Below are 17490 nucleotides of genomic sequence, written 5' to 3'. Positions count from 1 at the left end.
GCGTGGTAAAATCAGGATGCTCGTTGCTTGTGACGATGGATCAGGAATGCTGGCAGCAACAGAAGTCCAATTCCCCAGTGCAGGATCGAAGCCCATGCCCGCACCGTTTCATCACCCATATAGTAAAGGCAGTATCCCGTTATCGCCAGCAGCAGAAAAGCCGCGGTGATGATTGCTCCGCTGACTCTGTTGTGGCGGCCGCGCCAGCGTGGAGCGATATGGGTGCCCCACAGCAATCCTCCTACCCACAGCGCGGCCATTGCGCAGGCGCCATGGATGCTCAGGCAGAGGGGCGTGATCGTGGCGGGTATAAAAGGCGTTGTAGCGTCCGGTGAAATGACATCATGAAGGATCAGCCACGCCACACCGCTCAGCCAGAGGCCAAGCCCGGATATGTAGACCGCATATCGGCGCCGGGTTGGGAGTGAGGGGCGTTTTGTCATGATGAGGGGATGCTGCTCCAGCATGACCCATCATGGAGGTAAGCGGTAGCGCCGCAGGCTTTCAGCAGCGGCGGGGCTATTTTCATATCGGCAAGGACAATTTTGGTCAGGGCATCGGCATCCATGCAGGACGGCGCTGCAACACTGACGAACAGGTCGGGGGCTGGCTGTCTGGTCTGCCCGTGCAGATGCTCGGGTTTTCCGGTTTGTTCTTTTGTCAGTGCCGGGTCACTGGAAGCCAGGGCACCGTCAGAGAGGGTGATGCAGGCGGCTTGAGCTGCCCAGCCAGGCCGAAGAGCCACGGTTTCCTCCCGCAGACCGGAGACACGAAGATCGCCACCCGCCTCGACGACTGCACTGCTGGCCCCGCGAGCGGCCAGCACGGCAGTGGCACGATCGACCGCGTATCCTTTGGCAATGCCCGATAGATCGACCCGCAATGGGCGCAGTATCTGTACACCATCACGATCAAGGTCTATATGCTTCCAGCATGCATCCTGGCAGCATGCTGCAACGGGATCGAACACTCCTTCACTGCGCGCTGCCCAATCCAGGGCAACACGCAGACAGTCGCGTGTGCGTGTATCAATGACAATGTGCTCGCCCTGTTTGGCTGCGGCAATGCGGCCAAGATCGCTGCTGCTGCTTTGAAAACTCATCAGCGCATGGATCATGGCTATTTCCGCGAAGGCATCGCTGATGGCAGCATCGGGATCGGTCATGCCTGTTGCCGTGATCCGGACGATGGTGCCGAGCAGCGGGCGGGCGCGTCTGCGTTCATTGCCGGCCATTATTGTAGAGAACAGCATAGGTTGTCAGAAGCCGCCTGACGCCATCGGTGATATGGCGTGCGGACAAGGTGCCGCCGGAGATGTTGCGGATATCTTTCTCCAGTGTCAGCGGGGAATCGAGTGTCTTGCCGACAAATTGCTGCCGCCAAGATGCATCCTTGATCTGGCCACCATAAGTCTCGCGGTAATCCATGATTTCGATGTCACGCACAGCACCGTTTTTATCAATCGCGACAGCATAGGTAATGTATTCATGCTTGCCGGTGACCTGGTCAACCATCAGCGCGCCACCATCAGGTGCCCGCCAGAGTTTGACTTTATGATGCTCCACGTTGGTGTTGCTTCTGTTCTCGATTTCCTGCTTCTGAGCATCGGTCATTTTCCGGAAATCTTCGGTCAGTGTCTGACCGGGAAACATCAGCGCCTGCACCTGGGCAACGGTAAAATATGTTTCTGCATAGGCTGCGCATCCGATGATTGCAGCCGGTACAGAAGCCAGAAGAAAAAAACGATTTTTCATAGGTCGATTTATCCCGGATAACGTCTGTCAGACAAAAGGTGGCTCAGAAAGGAAGGCCCAGCTTCAAAGTCACTTCATCCCGTTCATGGCTGCGCAAAAACAGGCTTTCGCCGATCGGTGTTCCGTTGTCGTTGTAACCCGGATTGCCTGCGACCTGATGCATCCACCCGAGATTGGCCCATACATGTTGGCCACCATAATGAAGGACAGGCCCGATCCAAAAAACGGTATGTTCATGTTTCTGGAAATTACCATATTCGTTGTGATTGCGCCCCTCTATTCCGGCAAACCAGCTTGGAGCAAAACGGTAAGTCACGCCGATTTCGTTATTCCAGTCCAGTTCGCTGTTGCGCTCCGGATCGTTTGCAAATTTAATTGTCTCGAATTCAAGAACGAGATTATAGCCGATGATCAAACGATCATCGAGAAAGTTCTTCTGTATAATCAGTCTGGTCTCGATTTCGGCTGTGCTGTCATAGGTCAGACCATTATGCAGATCATGAAACATCAATTCTGGTTCAAAATAGAGCGCCATTCCCCATCCATGTTTGGTTTCGTAAGGGCTAAATAAGCGATAGATGAATTCGGCTGCAATACTTTGCACAGTAAAATTGTGCCGTGTAAAACCTGTTTCTCCGTCTGGATCGTCATCATCCGGCGCGCCTTTGGCGTTCATCAGCAGGGTATTGAAATATCCTGCGACCTGAAGTTTGTCGGTGATGCCATATTCCAGTTCGGTACGAAAATCAGTGCCGTTATACTGCCCGAATGCACGACCGGAACGATTTCTGACCGTTTCCTCAACCTCGAATGTTCCTTTCGGCATTGTATCGGTCAGATACACGCGTGAGAAAAGGCCTTCCCCCGCTTGGGCTTTTGATAACATGCCTAAAAATAAAATTATTATGATAGCGTAAAGAAAGTGCCGGAACATTATTACCCCGTGCCCTGTGCGGTAGTTATAAAACAGCCGGGGGCATATACGATAATGATAGTGAGTCGCAATATTAAAAGGAAGAGAATCATATTACGTAATTGTAATATTTAGGATGAAATGAATTTATAGAAAGGTTGATATTGTTGCGTATCGTTAATTATTTTTTGCCTTTTGTCTTCTGATGAGGCTGCTCAGGTGAACCGCCCGTATAGGAATGGGTGGTCCTTATACATGCAGGGTGGAGGTTCATGACCGCCTTGCATGAAGCGCGGGGCGAGGCAGGTCGCTTTACTTGACCTGTGTCGATCGGTTCCGCTAGAGAGACCACCGATTGTCCGAATTGGGCACCGCCGCTCCGCGAGGGTTCGCGCAGCGGCGCGTTTTCGTTTGGATGCAGTTCAGAGCCACGTGGGAGTGACCCGATGGGCCTCAAGATTCGCCTTGCCCGTGCCGGCGCCAAGAAGCGTCCGTACTATCATATCGTCGTTGCCGACAGCCGCGCCCCGCGCGATGGCCGCTTCATCGAGAAGCTGGGCAGCTATAACCCGATGCTCCCCGCCGAGCATGCCGAGCGCGTCCGCCTGTTCGAGGACCGCATCATGCATTGGCTGACCGAGGGTGCCATCGCCACCGACCGCGTCGCCCGCTTCCTGGGGAAGGCCGGTCTGACCAAGATGCCGACCTGGAATGAGCAGCCGAAGCAGGCAGCGCCGAAGAAGAAGGCGCAGGAACGTGCGAAGGCCGCTGCGGCTGCCGCCGCTTCCTGATCCGGTTCGTCCGTCCTTTTAAATCCGGTTTGTCCGAATGTCGCGCGATCTCATCCTGCTGGGCGTGATCGGTCGCCCCCACGGGGTGCGCGGCCTGGTGCATGTCGTCAGCTACACGGCCGATCCCGACGATCTGACCGCGTATGGCTTGCTGCATGACGAGGCCGGGCGGCAGATCATGCTGGACTGGCGCGCGGACGGGTTGGCCGGCATCACCATTGACGGTGTGCCGGTGCAGGACCGTTCCGCGGCGGAGCGTCTGACCAATACGCGTCTTTTCATCAACCGGGACGCCTTGCCGCCGGTGGAGGACGAGGATGATTTTTACCTCGTCGATCTCATCGGTCTGGAGGCCCGGCTGGTGGCGGATGAGACGCTGTTGGGTCAAGTTGCGCAGGTGCATGATTACGGCGCGGGCGCAAGCCTGGAGATCACCCGCTCCGGCGGTGCCTCCCTGCTGGTGCCGTTCACGCGGGCCGCTGTGCCGGTGGTGGATATTGCCGCCGGCCGGGTGCTGATCGACCCGCCGCAGGAAGAAAACGCTCCGGAATTCGGCCGGAATGAGCTGGGTCACGATGATGGGGGAGAGGCGGCATGAGCGCAGTTTCCTCTCATCATGAGGCCCTTCCTTCCTCTCCCTGGCGTGCCAGCGTGCTGACGCTGTTTCCGGAGATGTTTCCCGGCTCTCTCGGCCTGTCTCTGGCCGGGCGGGCATTGCGGGACGGAGTGTGGGCGCTGCAGGCGGAGGATATCCGCGCCCATGCGTCAGACCGGCATCGGACGGTGGACGATACGCCTTTTGGCGGTGGTGCTGGCATGGTCATGCGGCCGGATGTGCTGGATGCCGCGCTCTCGGCGGTCAGGATGGAGGGGGATACGCGCCCCTTTCTGTGCATGACCCCGCGTGGACGCCCCCTGACGCAGGCGCGGGTGCGCACTCTGGCCTCCGGGCCGGGATGCATCCTGCTTTGCGGCCGTTATGAGGGGATCGACCAGCGCGTCCTTGATGCCCATGCGGCAGAGGAGGTCAGTATCGGCGACTATGTGCTGTCGGGCGGTGAGCCTGCGGCGCTGGTGCTGCTTGATGCCTGCATCCGTCTGTTGCCCGGTGTGATGGGGGCCGCCAGCAGTGCGGAGGAGGAAAGCTTCTCCGCCGGATTGCTGGAATATCCGCATTACACCAGACCCGCCGAATGGCAGGGCCGGCGCGTGCCTGATGTCCTGCTTTCCGGCCACCATGCCGAGGTTGCCGCCTGGCGGCAGCGTCAGGCGGAAACCGTGACCAGGGAACGGCGCCCGGATTTATGGACGGCTTACCGGCTGGGCGATGCCGCATCGCCACATGCCTCTTATCCTGAAGATAATGTTGCGCGCGGTGGCGGCTCGCCCTAATCACCGCATCCAGAGAAGGATCCAAGTCATGAACATCATCCAGACCTTCGAGGCGGAACAGATTGCCCGTCTCGTCAGCGAACGTCCCGTTCCCGAATTCGTGCCCGGCGACACGCTGCGCGTGCTCGTGAAGGTCGTCGAAGGTGAGCGTACCCGTACCCAGGCGTTTGAAGGCGTGTGCATCGCCCGTTCGAACCGTGGCGTGAACAGCAACTTCACCATCCGCAAGATCAGCTATGGCGAGGGTGTGGAACGCGTGTTCCCGCTGTACTCCCCCACCATTGCGGAAATTCAGGTGGTGCGTCGCGGCGATGTGCGTCGTGCAAAGCTGTATTACCTGCGTGGACGCTCCGGCAAGTCCGCCCGTATCGCCGAAAAGGCGCGCTCCACCACGACCGAAACCGCAGCCGCCGAGTAATTAATCGGCGCTCCTGCTTCCATCCCCGGTTTTGCCGGGTGATGGAGGCGGGATGCGGGGACTGTCTGGATGGGGGGCTGGAATGAGGCCGCGCAAGGCAGGGGGCGAACATGGCAAGGCGGGGGCCTTACCATGTCGCTGCGGCATTCTTACGCTGCATTATTCCGTGCTGTCATGCCGGAAACGCTGAAGAGGGGACACGATTCGGCGGTTGCACCGCACGAGCCGTGTCCCCTTTTATGCAGGCGCTGTTGATGAAGTGCCCTGTTGGCGGATCTTTTTCGCTGCAACAGGGTGATGTGCTTATTCGGGATGTGCCGGATCGTGGTTCGGCCACCCTGACCGGAGGCTCGCATGAAGCGGACGCTGTTCGACAAGATCTGGGATGCCCATGTGGTGGATCGTCTGGAGGATGGCACTTGCATCCTCTATATCGACCGTCACCTTGTGCATGAAGTGACGTCGCCTCAGGCGTTTGAGGGCCTTCGTATGGCTGGCCGCCTGGTGCGCCGTCCGGATGCCACTATTGCCGTGGTCGATCACAACGTTCCCACCAGCGACCGCCGTGCCGGTATTCAGGAGCCGGAAAGCCGTTTGCAGGTTGAAACGCTTCAGAAGAACGTGGCCGAGTTTGGCGTGCCCTATTTCGATCTGCTGGATGTGCGGCAGGGTATCGTCCATGTGGTAGGACCGGAGCAGGGGATTTCCCTGCCGGGCTTCACCATCGTTTGCGGTGACAGCCACACCTCCACCCATGGCGCGCTGGGCGCACTGGCTTTCGGCATCGGCACCAGCGAGGTGGAGCATGTGCTGGCCACCCAGACCCTGTTACAGAAGCCTGCGAAGAATATGCTGGTCGAGGTGCGGGGCAAGATGCCGCCCGGCACCACGGCGAAGGACATGATTCTGGCGATCATCGGCAAGATCGGCACGGCGGGTGGCAATGGCCATGTGATTGAATATGCCGGGGAGGCGGTGCGGGCGCTGGATATGGCGGGCCGCATGACCATCTGCAACATGTCGATCGAGGCCGGTGCCCGTGCGGGTCTGGTGGCACCTGATGATGTGACCTTTGAATGGCTGCGTGGCCGCCCCTTTGCACCCCAGGGCGAGGATTTCGATCGTGCGGTGGAATACTGGCGCTCTCTGGCCAGCGATGAAGGCGCGCATTACGATCGCGTCGTAGTGCTGGAAGCCTCCGAGATCGTGCCGATGGTGACATGGGGCACCAGCCCGGAAGACGTGGTGCGCATTGACGGCACTGTGCCTGACCCTGACCGTGCGACCGATGAAGCGCGCCGTACCCAGATGCGCCGTATGCTCGACTACATGGATCTGAAGCCCGGTGCGTCTATTGCTGATCTGCCGGTCGATGTCGTGTTTATCGGCAGCTGTACCAACAGCCGGATCGAAGATTTGCGTTCCGCCGCTGCCATCGCCCGTGGCCGGCATGTTGCGGACGGCGTACGTGCCCTGGTCGTCCCCGGTTCCGGCATTGTGCGGCAGCAGGCCGAGCAGGAAGGGCTGGACCGGATTTTCCTGGAGGCCGGTTTCGAATGGCGGGAGCCGGGCTGCTCCATGTGCCTGGGCATGAACCCGGACAAGCTGACGCCCGGCCAGCGTTGCGCCAGCACCTCCAACCGTAATTTCGAGGGGCGGCAGGGGCCGGGTGGACGCACACATCTTCTGTCTCCCGCCATGGCCGCTGCTGCCGCCGTTACCGGCAAGCTGACTGATGTGCGCACCCTGAATGTCGAGGAGACCGTCTGATGGATAAGTTCACCGTCCTGACGGCCATTGCTGCACCGCTGCCGGTCGCCAATGTCGATACCGACAAGATCATCCCGGCCCGCTTTCTGAAAACCATCAAGCGCACTGGCCTTGGCACGCATCTGTTCGATGCGATGCGCTACATTGATGGTCAGGAAAACCCTGATTTCGTGCTGAACCGGGAGCCTTACCGTCAGGCGCAGATCCTGGTCACGCATGAGAATTTCGGCTGCGGCTCCTCCCGCGAGCATGCCCCATGGGCTTTGCTGGATTTCGGCATACGCTGTGTGATTGCGCCGGATTTTGCAGATATTTTCTATAATAACAGCTTCAAGAACGGCATTTTGCCGATCCGTCTGCCACGCGATATCTGTGATCGCCTGATGGATGATGCCGGAAATGGTGCCAATTCCCGCCTGACCGTCGATCTGGAGCGTCAGGTGGTGGTGCGTCCGAACGGTGAGGAAATCCCGTTCGAGATTGATCCTTTCCGCCGTCATCTGTTGCTGAACGGTCTGGACGATATCGGCCAGACCCTGCAACGCCGCGAGGCGATCGACCGGTTTGAGGAAAACCGGACCGTAACCCAGCCCTGGTTTCCCCGGATTACGCTGCCTGCCAACTGAGTGCCGGCGGCTTCATACGAGTTTGCTGCTGATGGCGCCCCGCTTTTTCGAAAGCGGGCGCTTTTGCGAAGGACGGATCACATGACGACTGCCCGTAAGTTGCTGCTGCTGCCCGGTGACGGTGTCGGCCCGGAAGTGATGCAGCAGGTAAGGCGTATCATCGACTGGCTGGAAGCGAAGCGCGGCATCCGCTTCGATCTGTCCGAAGGTCTGGTTGGCGGCGCTGCGATTGACGCGCAGGGTACGCCTCTGGCTGATGAAACACTGGCGGCCGCGAAAGCGGCTGATGCGGTTCTGTTCGGCTCCGTCGGTGGTCCGCAATGGGACAAGCTCGGCTTCGACATGCGCCCGGAGATTGCTATTCTGCGTTTACGGTCGGAGCTGGGCCTGTTCGCTAATCTGCGTCCGGCCAAGGTATTCGACGCACTGGTGGATGCCAGCACGCTGAAGGCGGATGTGGTGCGCGGTCTGGACATCATGATTGTCCGTGAAAGCACGGGCGGCGTTTACTTCGGTGAGCCGCGAGGCATCGAGACCCTGCCGGACGGCACGAAGCGCGGCTTCAACACCGAGACCTATTCGACCATGGAAATCCAGCGCGTCGCCCGTGTGGCGTTCGATCTGGCCCGTGCGCGCGACAACCGCGTCACCAGTGTCGAAAAATGCAACGTGATGGAAAGCGGCCTGCTCTGGCGTCAGGTGGTGACGGAGTTGCATGCCGCCGAATATGCTGATGTTACCCTGTCGCACATGCTGGCCGATAACTGTGCCATGCAGCTGGCGCGCAATCCGCGTCAGTTCGATGTGATCCTGACCGGCAATCTGTTCGGAGATATTCTCTCGGACCTCGCTTCCATGCTGACCGGCAGCCTCGGCATGTTGCCCTCCGCGACGCTCGGTGCACGGGATGCGGATGGTCGTCGCCCGGCGCTGTATGAGCCGATCCATGGCAGTGCACCCGATATCGCCGGAAAAGGCATTGCCAATCCATTGGGGCAGATTCTCAGCTTCTCCATGTTGCTGCGTTATTCCTTCGATCTGCATGCAGAGGCCGATCTGATCGAGCAGGCTTGCAGCACGGTCTTAAACCGCAACGTGCGGACCGCCGATATTGCCGGTTCCGGTATGGCTTCGGTCAGCACCCGGACAATGGGTGATAATATCCTTGCCGCGCTGGATGAGGCACTCTGAGCGTTTCCTGCTGGCAGTGCTGGATGGCTAAAAGCCGTCTCCTGCGGGAGGCGGCTTTTTTGTGGGTAGCAACCTGCAATAACTGCCATTTTCCGGGAAATAGGAGGCTTTTTTATTGCAAGGTCTGAATAAACACTCTGCGATCCGTTTGATATAATTGATAATTCCGGGCGTGTATTGCTTTGATAGGCTCAGCCGATCCTGACGGTAGCAAGAATCTATTATCCCTGCGCCACCGGGTTCTGCATCTTCCTGACACGTGAAAGGGACGCCGTTCAGAAGTCCCCATTTATATCAGGAAGGATCAAGCTGCATGCACCGGACAATCAGAAGCGTTGCTGCCGTTCTGACAGTCGTTCTCTCTGCCACCATACCCATGGTTCCAGCCTGGAGTGATGGTGAGCCGCGTTCCATCCAGTTCTGGTGGCCGGATCATCTCGATCTGTCTCCCCTGCGCCAGCATGCGGCAGAGTCTGATCCGCTGGGAGCCAACTTCAATTATATCAAGGCGTTTCAGACCCTTGATCTTGGTGCGGTCAAAAAGGATATCGCCGTTCTGCTGAAAACGCCGCAGGATTGGTGGCCGGCGGATTATGGTAATTACGGACCTTTCTTCATCCGCATGGCATGGCATGGTGCGGGCACCTATCGCACCTATGACGGTCGTGGCGGTGCCAGTGGTGCCCAGCAGCGTTTCGAGCCGCTGAACAGCTGGCCGGACAACGCCAATCTGGATAAAGCCCGCCGCCTGCTCTGGCCGATCAAGAAGAAATACGGCGAGAAGCTCTCATGGGGTGATCTGATGGTGCTGACGGGCAATGTCGCGCTGGAAACCATGGGCTTCAAGACTTATGGCTTTGCAGGTGGTCGTACTGATGACTGGGAGCCTGACCTGATCTACTGGGGTTCCGGTGCAAAGTTCATGTCCAACAATCGTGACAAGAACGGCAAGCTGGAAAAGCCGCTGGCGGCGACCCAGATGGGGCTGATCTACGTCAACCCGGAGGGGCCGAACGGTGTTCCCGATCCGGTTGCCGCCGCGCGGGATATTCGTGAGGCATTCGGCGGTATGGCGATGGATGATGAGGAAACCGTCGCCCTGATCGCGGGGGGCCACACATTCGGAAAGGCCCATGGTGCGGCCTCACCCAGCAAATGCGTTGGTCCTGCACCGGCAGCAGCGGGGATCGAGGAGCAGGGGCTAGGCTGGAAAAATAAATGTGGCACCGGCAAAGGCCCTGATGCGATCACCAGTGGCCTGGAAGGCGCATGGTCGGCTGATCCGGTGAATTTCACATCACAATATCTCGATAATCTGTTCGGTTTTGACTGGGTGCTGACGAAAAGCCCCGGCGGCGCCGTCCAGTGGAAGCCGAAAGATGCTTCGGCGGATCAGCTGGTTCCTGACGCCTTTGATGCCTCCAAGCGTCATCCGCCGATGATGTTCACGACCGACATCGCGTTGAAAACCGATCCATCCTATCGCAAGATTGCGCTCAGTTTTCAGAAAGATCCTGAGAAATTCAAGGCCGCCTTTGCCCGTGCCTGGTTCAAGCTGGTGCACCGCGATATGGGACCGCGTTCGCGCTATTTCGGTCCTGAAGTGCCAAAGGAAGATCTGCTGTGGCAGGATCCGTTGCCGGCGATCACCTACAAGGCGGTCGATGAAGCCGATATTACCGATCTGAAGCAGAAAATTCTGGCCTCCGGCCTCACGGTTCCGGAACTGGTGCGCACGGCATGGGGATCGGCGGCATCGTTCCGCGGCACGGACAAGCGCGGGGGTGCCAATGGTGCCCGTATCCGTCTGGCTCCTGAAAAAGACTGGCCGGTCAATGATCCGCAGGAACTGAAGAAAGTTCTCGACAAGCTTGAAAGCATTCAGACTGCTTTCAACGATGGCAATCATGATGGCAAAAAAATATCTCTCGCTGATCTGATCGTGCTGGGCGGCAATGTCGGGGTTGAGGAAGCCGCGAAGAAAGCGGGCTATCCGGTGACGGTACCCTTCGCGCCGGGCCGGGTCGATGCGGTGCAGGCGCAGACCGATGTGAAATCTTTTGCCGTGCTGGAGCCGACCGCAGATGGATTCCGCAATTACTATGCGTCGTCCAACCAGCTTTCTCCGGCGGAGATGCTGGTGACGCGGGCCAGCATGCTCAATCTGACCGTGCCGGAAATGACGGTTCTGGTTGGGGGGATGCGGGTGCTGGATGCCAATGAAGGCCACTCACAACTCGGTGTGTTGACCGATCATCCGGGTGTGTTGAGCAATGATTTCTTTGTCAATCTGCTCGATATGTCCACGAAATGGTCAAAAGCTGCGGATACGGCTGGCGTGTATGAAGGGCATGATCGCAAGACCGATGCCTTGCGCTGGAAAGGCAGCACGGTGGATTTGATCTTTGGTTCGAATTCCGAGCTGCGCGCCGTGGCGGAAGTGTATGCTTCCGACGATGCGAAAGAAAAATTCGTGCGTGACTTCGTTGCTGCCTGGAACAAGGTGATGACGCTCGATCGTTTTGATCTTCAGCGTCAGTAAAACGCTTCCTCCGTTTCGTCCCGGCAGGAAAAGGGCGCTGGCAGAGATCCTGCCAGCGCCCTGATGCTGTTTGAAGAGAAAGATCTTGCGTCTCAGCCGGGCCATTTCCCGCCATGAGCAGCCAGCTTCTGCACCACCGCCTGATGGAGGGCGATATTCTGTTCTGCACTGCCGGTTTCTCCGGCATGGACGTTGAGTTCCCCGGCCAGCGTCTGGCGGGCTTGCAGGCTGGAATCCAGCCCCAGAAGCTTCAGCAAATCGACGATTGAGCTTTGCCAGTTCAGGCCCTGGCCATTCTGTTCTGCCAATCGGGAGAGCGTAGCCCCGATATCGACCGATTGCAGGGAAGAATCCGTGCCGGAAATGGCACCGGGTGAGGCGGTAGAAGCCTCACCCGGTGCAGGCTGGGCCGATGCGGGCTCGGCTTTGGCTCCCGAGACAAGGTTGCCAGCATAGTGAACAATCTTGTCGACGATCGAGTCAAAAAGAGACATGTCTGTGGCTCCGGTTCATAAAAACCCGGACTGACAGCGCCCTTACCGTCTCGCTGGTTGCAGATTCCCCCGCATGAATATGACCGGCACACGCAGATGTTATGCGGCCTGAAGGCTGATAGTAGGGCCGAACAACTCATGATGTACTCTCTCCGCAGGCACACCGGCTGCATCCAGCCCGGTCAGCATGTCATGCAGGAACTGACGCGGGCCACACACATAGAGATCGGCATCCATCAGAGGCATATGGGTTGAAAGCCATGCCATCAGCCACTGGGCAGTCATCCTGCCTTTTTGATCATAGGCCACGCCCTGCTCATCGGTTGCAAGCGGGCGGGAATAGAAGGTCGTGACCGTCATGCGGTCCTTATGTTTCTCTGCCAGCGCATTCAACGCGGTCCCCATGGCGTGGGTCTTGCTGTTCTGGGTGCAATGAATGAAATGCACCGGCACCGGGCAGTGACGTGCGGCAAGGCTTTCAGCCATGCTGACCATGGGCGTCAGCCCGACCCCGGCCGAGACCAGAATCACGGGCCGTGTCTGGTTTTCCGGCAACACGAAATCACCTGCCGGCGGGGTGGCAAGCAGGGTATCGCCGACCTTCATCTGATCGTGCAGAAAAGCGGATGCTCCACCGCCGGACGCCTCACGTTTGACGGAAAGGCGATAGTATTTGCCATTGGGAGCACAGGAAATGGTGTAGTTGCGCTTCAGCGGAGGGGCCCCCGCAGGGGACAGCGTGACCGTCAGATACTGACCGGGCCGATGCCGCAGCACCGGGCCGCCATCGGTCGGGCGAAGGATAAAGGAAGTAATGAATTCGCTTTCTCTGATCTTGTCGGCAATGATGAAAGGTCTCCAGCCGGTCCATCCGCCCTCGGCCCTCGCGGCAGCCTCCCTCAGGTCTTTTTCCCGCTCGATCAGGACGTTGGCAAGAAACCAGTAAGCCTCCCCCCACGCGTCCAGGATCTCCGGCGTTGCGGCATCACCGAGCACATCGCTGATTGCTCCAAGCAGGGCTTCGGCAACAAAGTGATAGTGTTCGGGCAGGATATGCGCACCGACATGTTTTTCGGCAATACGCTCCACGGCTGGGCCAAGCACCTCAAGAGTGTCGATATTCCGGGCATAGGCAAGGATTGCGCCCGCGAGAGCCTCCGGCTGCATACCATTGGATTGATTGGATTGATTGAACAGGGCGGCAATCTCCCTGTTCTGGAACAGCCGCGCATACATGGCCCGGGTAATAGCAATGCCATATTCAGCGAGAGCAGGAATCGTAGCCTTGATCAGGGCGGTGGTGGCATCACCGAGTGGGGAGGGCATGGTGCCTGTTCCTTTTTAGTGTATTCTGAACAACAGTTTTTTAAAGGTATATAAAATGCATCTTTAAGTCCATAAAAAATGGATATAAAAACCGCATCTTCTATTTTTACTATATTTGTGAAAATTCAACTTTATGAAATTTACAAGATATACGGATTATGCTATTCGCGTAATGATTTATCTGAGCGTCAATCAGGATCGTGTTGTACAGATCGCAGAAATTGCACGCGTTTATGATATTTCCCACAACCATCTGATGAAGGTAGTACAGGGTCTGGTCTCGGCCGGGTTAGTATCTTCGGTGCGGGGGCGTAGCGGAGGCTTACTCCTTGGTCGACCGGCAGATCAGATCACGGTGGGTGAGCTGGTGCGCCGTACTGAGGATGGCTTTCATCTTGTGGAGTGTGCCGATTGTGCCGCGCGTCCGGGCTGTCAGGCCCCTTCTATACTGGCCGAGGCAACAAAAGCGTTTCTGGCGGTCCTTGACCGCTACACTCTCTCTGATGTGGTGAGAGATAAAAGCATAGCCCATGCAGCCTTTAATCTGCGGGTCATGTAGCATGATACTTCACGAAAAAAGCCGGAGTACAGGCTCCGGCTTTCATATCGTATCCTGACCCCGTCCGGGTAAGTTCAGGCGGCAGCCTTATGGGGAATGCCCTTTTCACTGAGCAGGGCCTGCAATTCGCCGCTTTGGAACATTTCCATTACGATGTCGCAGCCACCGATGAACTCTCCCTTGATGTAGAGCTGCGGAATGGTCGGCCAGTTGGAGAAGGCCTTGATGCCTTCGCGCAGCGCCTGATCTTCCAGCACATTGGCGGTTTTATAGGGCACTTCAAGATGGTTCAGAATCTGCGTCACCCGGGCGGAGAAGCCGCATTGCGGAAACATCGCCGTGCCCTTCATGTAGAGCATGACCGGGTTCTCATTGATATCCGCCTGAATGCGGCTGGCTGTATCGCTCATCGGCTCGTCCTTAGTTGGCTCGTCAAGAGGAAATAAAAAGGGGTTTTCAGGCGGGCGCGCTAGTCTGAAGCGCCAGAGCATGCAGCACGCCTCCCATTCGGCCTTGCAGGGCCTGATAGACGATCTGATGCTGCTGCACCCGGCTTTTACCCCGGAATGTCTCGCTGATGACCGTGGCGGCGTAATGATCGCCATCCCCGGCCAGATCCTCGATCGTGACCTGTGCATCCGGCAGCGCCGCCTTGATCAGGGCCTCGATTTCTCCAACCGACATGGCCATAGCAATTCTCTCCTTCGCGGGGCTTGAATGGCAGGACGTTCAGCGCTGCGCCATCAGCGCAGGCAGGAACGCCTCATGACGTTCGCGCAGGGTAGCAACGGATATGGGGGTACAACCCGGCACTTGCAAATCCGTCCCTTCGGCACGTCCGATCAGGCTGGCTGGCACATTGGCTGCTTTCGCCGCATCCAACACGGCCGCGCTATAGGTGGTGGCGATGATATAGCGGGCCTGATCCTCACCATACCAGAAGACATGATCGCCTTCCCCGCTCAGCACGGCACCGGTATGGCCGGCGATGGCCATTTCGGCGATGGCCACCAGCAAACCGCCATCCGACAGATCGTGGCAGGCAGCGACCTTGCCCTGATGGATCAGGCTGCGGACCAGATCGCCATGGCGACGCTCCGCTGCCAGATCGACGGCGGGGGGCGGTCCGTCCTCACGGCCCGCGATTTCGCGCAGCCACAGACTCTGGCCGAGCGTGGTACCGCCCGTGCCGATCAGCACCAGGTCAAGGCCCGGACGCAGGGAAAGGCCGGTGGCGGTTTCAGCATTATCCAGCACCCCAAGGCCGCCAATGGCCGGGGTCGGCAGAATACCGGTGCCTTCAGTCTCGTTGTAGAGGCTGACATTGCCGCTGACGACCGGGAAATCCAGCGTCAGACAGGCTTCGCGCATGCCACGGATGGCGGCGGCGAACTGGCCCATAATTTCGGGCTTTTGCGGGTTGCCGAAATTCATGTTGTCGGTAATGGCCAGCGGATGCGCACCCACCGCGGTCAGGTTGCGCCATGTTTCCGCCACGGCTTGCGCACCCCCCACTTCAGGATCGGCAAAGCAGTAGCGCGGCGTGCAATCGGTGGTCAGCGCCAGGGCGCGCTCCGTGCCATCCAGCCGCACCACGGCGGCATCGGCAGCGCCCGGACGGCGCACGGTCTGGCCGCCGACGGTGCTGTCGTACTGATCCCAGATCCAGCGGCGGGAGGCGATGTCAGGCGAGCCGATCAGCGTCAGCAGGGCTGATGCGATCCCGACCGGATCGGCGACCTCGCCCAGCGGCGCACGCTTCGGTGTTTCCACGGTCGGACGCTGATAGAGGGGGGCCTGTTCCGCCAGCGGATCGAGCGGAATATCGGCTTCCACCACGCCCTGATGCTTCACGACGATGTGCCCGGTATCGGTCAGGTGGCCGATGACGGCGAAATCCAGCTCCCATTTTTCGAAAATGGCACGGGCCACATCCTGCCGGTCGGGGCGCAGGATCATCAGCATGCGTTCCTGACTTTCGGAGAGCATCATTTCATAGGCGTTCATGCCTTCCTCGCGCTGCGGCACGGCATCGAGGTCGAGTTCGATGCCGACCCCGCCCTTGCCCGCCATTTCGACGGAGGAGGAGGTCAGGCCAGCCGCGCCCATATCCTGAATGGCGATGATGGCGTCGGTGGCCATCAGCTCCAGACAGGCTTCGATCAGCAGCTTTTCGGTGAATGGATCGCCGACCTGCACGGTGGGACGTTTTTCCTCGGAATCCGCGCCGAACTCCGTGCTGGCCATGGTTGCGCCATGGATGCCGTCGCGCCCGGTCTTGGAGCCGACATAGATCACCGGATTGCCGACACCCGCCGCGGCGGAGAGGAAGATGCGATCCTTCGGCGCAATGCCCACGGTCATGGCATTGACCAGCGGATTGCCGTTATAGGAGGGGTGGAAATTGACCTCTCCCCCCACGGTCGGCACGCCGACACAGTTGCCATAGCCGCCAATGCCGCGCACCACGCCGTCGATGATCCGTTTCGTGGCCGGATGATCCGGGCTGCCGAAGCGCAGCGCGTTCAGGTTGGCCACCGGACGTGCGCCCATGGTGAACACATCACGCAGAATGCCGCCCACACCCGTCGCCGCGCCCTGATAAGGCTCGATAAAGCTGGGATGATTATGGCTTTCCATCTTGAAGATGGCGGCCAGCCCGTCGCCGATATCGACCACGCCGGCATTCTCGCCGGGGCCGTGAATGACCCAGGGGGCCTTGGTCGGCAATTGCTTCAGCCAGTGGCGGGAGGATTTGTAGGAGCAGTGCTCCGACCACATCACGCTGAAAATGCCGAGCTCGGTAAAGCTCGGGGTGCGGCCCATGATGTCCAGCACGCGCTGGTATTCGGCGGCGTCGAGGCCGAATTCCTGGGCCAGGGACAGGGTGACGTCTCGGGTCATGCAGCAGCCTCGGTGCCGGGCGCGCTGGCCTGCGGGAAGCGGCGCGCGCGGATGGTAGGAAAATATCGGAGTGGATGGCCCACCGGAAGGGAGCCGCTCCGCCCCCTCATGCCGCGAGCGATGCGGCGATACTGTCGAACAGTGGTTTGCCGTCCACGCCGCCCATCAGCGGGTCCACCAGGTTTTCCGGGTGGGGCATCAGGCCGAGCACGCGCAAATTCTCGCTGTAGATACCGGCGATGGAGCGGGCACTGCCATTGAGATTGGCGTCCGGGGTTGCTTCCCCCGTTGCATCGACATAGCGGAACGCGACACGTCCTTCGCCTTCCAGCCGGTCGAGCGTATCGTCATCGGCGAAGAAATTGCCGTCGCCATGCGCCATGGGGGAGCGGAAGATGTCTCCCTTCTGCCAGCGTGAGGTAAAGGGCGTTGCGGCCCGCTCCACCCGCAAATGGCAGTCCATCGACAGGAAGCGCAGGGAAGCGTTACGCAGCAGCGCGCCGGGCAGCATGTGCGCTTCAGTGAGGATCTGGAAACCATTGCAGACCCCCAGCACATGGCCTCCACGCTCGGCAAAGGCGCGGATTTCGGCCATGATGGGGGAGAGGGCGGCCATGGCCCCGCTACGCAGATAGTCACCATGGCTGAACCCGCCCGGCAGCACGACCAAATCGAGCCCGGCGGGCAGGGAGGTATCGCGGTGCCACAGCCGCGCCGGCGCATGGCCGGTGACACGTTCCAGCGCGATCGCCATATCGCGGTCGCGATTCGTGCCGGGGAAAATGACGATGCCGGCTTTCATGCGCATTG

General features: G+C 59.1%; 19 protein-coding genes. 9 read left to right on the top strand and 10 right to left on the bottom strand.

Annotation, left to right across the window (positions count from 1 at the left end; genetic code table 11):
* Positions 1-11: 11 nt before the first annotated feature.
* The 4 genes from GBCGDNIH1_RS20950 to GBCGDNIH1_RS20935 are packed head-to-tail and all read right to left on the bottom strand — an operon-like array spanning position 12 to position 2688.
* A complete protein-coding gene (locus GBCGDNIH1_RS20950; protein ID WP_011632391.1) occupies positions 12-443 on the bottom strand; it encodes a hypothetical protein in 432 nt (143 codons plus the stop codon).
* Positions 440-1234: an FAD:protein FMN transferase gene (locus GBCGDNIH1_RS20945; protein WP_011632390.1), complete on the bottom strand. Its 795-nt coding sequence runs from the start codon at positions 1232-1234 to the stop codon at positions 440-442. Before GBCGDNIH1_RS20945 ends, GBCGDNIH1_RS20950 begins: the two co-directional genes overlap by 4 nt.
* Positions 1221-1754 carry an FMN-binding protein gene (locus tag GBCGDNIH1_RS20940; protein ID WP_011632389.1) on the bottom strand — a complete coding sequence of 178 codons (534 nt, stop codon included), beginning with the start codon at positions 1752-1754 and terminating at the stop codon, positions 1221-1223. The genes GBCGDNIH1_RS20945 and GBCGDNIH1_RS20940 overlap by 14 nt, the downstream gene beginning before the upstream one ends.
* A 43-nt stretch (positions 1755-1797) precedes the next feature.
* Positions 1798-2688 (bottom strand): DUF6662 family protein, encoded by an 891-nt coding sequence (locus GBCGDNIH1_RS20935; protein ID WP_011632388.1) that lies wholly within the window; start codon positions 2686-2688, stop codon positions 1798-1800.
* Between the two features lie 425 nt (positions 2689-3113).
* Between GBCGDNIH1_RS20935 and rpsP the strand changes: the two genes are divergently transcribed.
* The 8 genes from rpsP (at position 3114) to katG (ending at position 11397) form a co-directional block, all read left to right on the top strand.
* Positions 3114-3458 carry a 30S ribosomal protein S16 gene (gene rpsP, locus GBCGDNIH1_RS20930; protein ID WP_025318714.1) on the top strand — a complete coding sequence of 115 codons (345 nt, stop codon included), beginning with the start codon at positions 3114-3116 and terminating at the stop codon, positions 3456-3458.
* A gap of 37 nt (positions 3459-3495) precedes the next feature.
* Complete coding sequence (rimM, locus tag GBCGDNIH1_RS20925) at positions 3496-4056, top strand: ribosome maturation factor RimM (protein WP_011632386.1); 561 nt, start codon at positions 3496-3498, stop codon at positions 4054-4056.
* Positions 4053-4850 carry a tRNA (guanosine(37)-N1)-methyltransferase TrmD gene (gene trmD, locus GBCGDNIH1_RS20920; RefSeq protein WP_011632385.1) on the top strand — a complete coding sequence of 266 codons (798 nt, stop codon included), beginning with the start codon at positions 4053-4055 and terminating at the stop codon, positions 4848-4850. The genes rimM and trmD overlap by 4 nt, the downstream gene beginning before the upstream one ends.
* 28 nt (positions 4851-4878) lie before the next feature.
* Complete coding sequence (rplS, locus tag GBCGDNIH1_RS20915) at positions 4879-5268, top strand: 50S ribosomal protein L19 (protein ID WP_011632384.1); 390 nt, start codon at positions 4879-4881, stop codon at positions 5266-5268.
* Positions 5269-5622: 354 nt separating this feature from the next.
* Positions 5623-7038, top strand: a complete 1416-nt coding sequence (leuC, locus tag GBCGDNIH1_RS20910; RefSeq protein ID WP_011632382.1) for a 3-isopropylmalate dehydratase large subunit — start codon at positions 5623-5625, stop codon at positions 7036-7038.
* Positions 7038-7664 (top strand): 3-isopropylmalate dehydratase small subunit, encoded by a 627-nt coding sequence (gene leuD / locus GBCGDNIH1_RS20905; RefSeq protein ID WP_011632381.1) that lies wholly within the window; start codon positions 7038-7040, stop codon positions 7662-7664. Before leuC ends, leuD begins: the two co-directional genes overlap by 1 nt.
* A gap of 81 nt (positions 7665-7745) precedes the next feature.
* On the top strand, positions 7746-8855 hold the full coding sequence (gene leuB / locus GBCGDNIH1_RS20900; protein WP_025318718.1) for a 3-isopropylmalate dehydrogenase: 1110 nt from the start codon (positions 7746-7748) through the stop codon (positions 8853-8855).
* Positions 8856-9231: 376 nt separating this feature from the next.
* Entirely contained in the window at positions 9232-11397 is a 2166-nt protein-coding gene (katG, locus tag GBCGDNIH1_RS20895) for a catalase/peroxidase HPI (protein WP_172823015.1), read from the top strand.
* A gap of 92 nt (positions 11398-11489) precedes the next feature.
* Here katG and GBCGDNIH1_RS20890 read toward each other — a convergent pair whose 3' ends face one another.
* Together GBCGDNIH1_RS20890 and hmpA are read right to left on the bottom strand one after the other, a co-directional pair.
* On the bottom strand, positions 11490-11891 hold the full coding sequence (locus GBCGDNIH1_RS20890; RefSeq protein WP_011632377.1) for a DUF3597 domain-containing protein: 402 nt from the start codon (positions 11889-11891) through the stop codon (positions 11490-11492).
* 99 nt (positions 11892-11990) lie between these two features.
* Positions 11991-13217 carry an NO-inducible flavohemoprotein gene (gene hmpA, locus GBCGDNIH1_RS20885; protein ID WP_011632376.1) on the bottom strand — a complete coding sequence of 409 codons (1227 nt, stop codon included), beginning with the start codon at positions 13215-13217 and terminating at the stop codon, positions 11991-11993.
* A 133-nt stretch (positions 13218-13350) separates the two neighbouring features.
* Here hmpA and GBCGDNIH1_RS20880 point away from each other — a divergent pair, with 133 nt between their 5' ends.
* Positions 13351-13776 carry an RrF2 family transcriptional regulator gene (locus GBCGDNIH1_RS20880; protein ID WP_011632375.1) on the top strand — a complete coding sequence of 142 codons (426 nt, stop codon included), beginning with the start codon at positions 13351-13353 and terminating at the stop codon, positions 13774-13776.
* Positions 13777-13850: 74 nt separating this feature from the next.
* Here the strand turns inward: GBCGDNIH1_RS20880 and grxD are convergent, their stop codons facing one another.
* The 4 genes from grxD to purQ form a co-directional block, all read right to left on the bottom strand.
* Positions 13851-14186 carry a Grx4 family monothiol glutaredoxin gene (gene grxD / locus GBCGDNIH1_RS20875; RefSeq protein ID WP_011632374.1) on the bottom strand — a complete coding sequence of 112 codons (336 nt, stop codon included), beginning with the start codon at positions 14184-14186 and terminating at the stop codon, positions 13851-13853.
* A 46-nt stretch (positions 14187-14232) separates the two neighbouring features.
* Positions 14233-14466 carry a BolA family protein gene (locus tag GBCGDNIH1_RS20870; RefSeq protein WP_011632373.1) on the bottom strand — a complete coding sequence of 78 codons (234 nt, stop codon included), beginning with the start codon at positions 14464-14466 and terminating at the stop codon, positions 14233-14235.
* 39 nt (positions 14467-14505) lie between these two features.
* Positions 14506-16680: a phosphoribosylformylglycinamidine synthase subunit PurL gene (gene purL / locus GBCGDNIH1_RS20865; RefSeq protein WP_011632372.1), complete on the bottom strand. Its 2175-nt coding sequence runs from the start codon at positions 16678-16680 to the stop codon at positions 14506-14508.
* Between the two features lie 106 nt (positions 16681-16786).
* The gene (gene purQ / locus GBCGDNIH1_RS20860) at positions 16787-17482 is read right to left on the bottom strand and encodes a phosphoribosylformylglycinamidine synthase subunit PurQ (protein WP_025318723.1); all 696 of its coding nucleotides are present in this window, start codon (positions 17480-17482) and stop codon (positions 16787-16789) included.
* Between the last annotated feature and the right edge of the window lie 8 nt (positions 17483-17490).

Origin of the sequence: Granulibacter bethesdensis CGDNIH1, from assembly GCF_000014285.2 — a bacterium.
GTDB classification, from domain to species: Bacteria; Pseudomonadota; Alphaproteobacteria; order Acetobacterales; family Acetobacteraceae; genus Granulibacter; species Granulibacter bethesdensis.
The sequence above is the reverse complement of the archived record's forward strand: the minus strand, read 5'-3'. Positions and strand labels throughout refer to the sequence as shown.

Excerpts from the sequence above, each read along its gene's own strand:
- GBCGDNIH1_RS20950 (WP_011632391.1), bottom strand. The coding sequence starts at position 443 with ATGACAAAACGCCCCTCACTCCCAACCCGGCGCCGATATGCGGTCTAC.
- GBCGDNIH1_RS20945 (WP_011632390.1), bottom strand. The coding sequence starts at position 1,234 with ATGGCCGGCAATGAACGCAGACGCGCCCGCCCGCTGCTCGGCACCATC.
- GBCGDNIH1_RS20940 (WP_011632389.1), bottom strand. The coding sequence starts at position 1,754 with ATGAAAAATCGTTTTTTTCTTCTGGCTTCTGTACCGGCTGCAATCATC.
- GBCGDNIH1_RS20935 (WP_011632388.1), bottom strand. The coding sequence starts at position 2,688 with ATGTTCCGGCACTTTCTTTACGCTATCATAATAATTTTATTTTTAGGC.
- rpsP (WP_025318714.1), top strand. The coding sequence starts at position 3,114 with ATGGGCCTCAAGATTCGCCTTGCCCGTGCCGGCGCCAAGAAGCGTCCG.
- rimM (WP_011632386.1), top strand. The coding sequence starts at position 3,496 with ATGTCGCGCGATCTCATCCTGCTGGGCGTGATCGGTCGCCCCCACGGG.
- trmD (WP_011632385.1), top strand. The coding sequence starts at position 4,053 with ATGAGCGCAGTTTCCTCTCATCATGAGGCCCTTCCTTCCTCTCCCTGG.
- rplS (WP_011632384.1), top strand. The coding sequence starts at position 4,879 with ATGAACATCATCCAGACCTTCGAGGCGGAACAGATTGCCCGTCTCGTC.
- leuC (WP_011632382.1), top strand. The coding sequence starts at position 5,623 with ATGAAGCGGACGCTGTTCGACAAGATCTGGGATGCCCATGTGGTGGAT.
- leuD (WP_011632381.1), top strand. The coding sequence starts at position 7,038 with ATGGATAAGTTCACCGTCCTGACGGCCATTGCTGCACCGCTGCCGGTC.
- leuB (WP_025318718.1), top strand. The coding sequence starts at position 7,746 with ATGACGACTGCCCGTAAGTTGCTGCTGCTGCCCGGTGACGGTGTCGGC.
- katG (WP_172823015.1), top strand. The coding sequence starts at position 9,232 with ATGGTTCCAGCCTGGAGTGATGGTGAGCCGCGTTCCATCCAGTTCTGG.
- GBCGDNIH1_RS20890 (WP_011632377.1), bottom strand. The coding sequence starts at position 11,891 with ATGTCTCTTTTTGACTCGATCGTCGACAAGATTGTTCACTATGCTGGC.
- hmpA (WP_011632376.1), bottom strand. The coding sequence starts at position 13,217 with ATGCCCTCCCCACTCGGTGATGCCACCACCGCCCTGATCAAGGCTACG.
- GBCGDNIH1_RS20880 (WP_011632375.1), top strand. The coding sequence starts at position 13,351 with ATGAAATTTACAAGATATACGGATTATGCTATTCGCGTAATGATTTAT.
- grxD (WP_011632374.1), bottom strand. The coding sequence starts at position 14,186 with ATGAGCGATACAGCCAGCCGCATTCAGGCGGATATCAATGAGAACCCG.
- GBCGDNIH1_RS20870 (WP_011632373.1), bottom strand. The coding sequence starts at position 14,466 with ATGGCCATGTCGGTTGGAGAAATCGAGGCCCTGATCAAGGCGGCGCTG.
- purL (WP_011632372.1), bottom strand. The coding sequence starts at position 16,680 with ATGACCCGAGACGTCACCCTGTCCCTGGCCCAGGAATTCGGCCTCGAC.
- purQ (WP_025318723.1), bottom strand. The coding sequence starts at position 17,482 with ATGAAAGCCGGCATCGTCATTTTCCCCGGCACGAATCGCGACCGCGAT.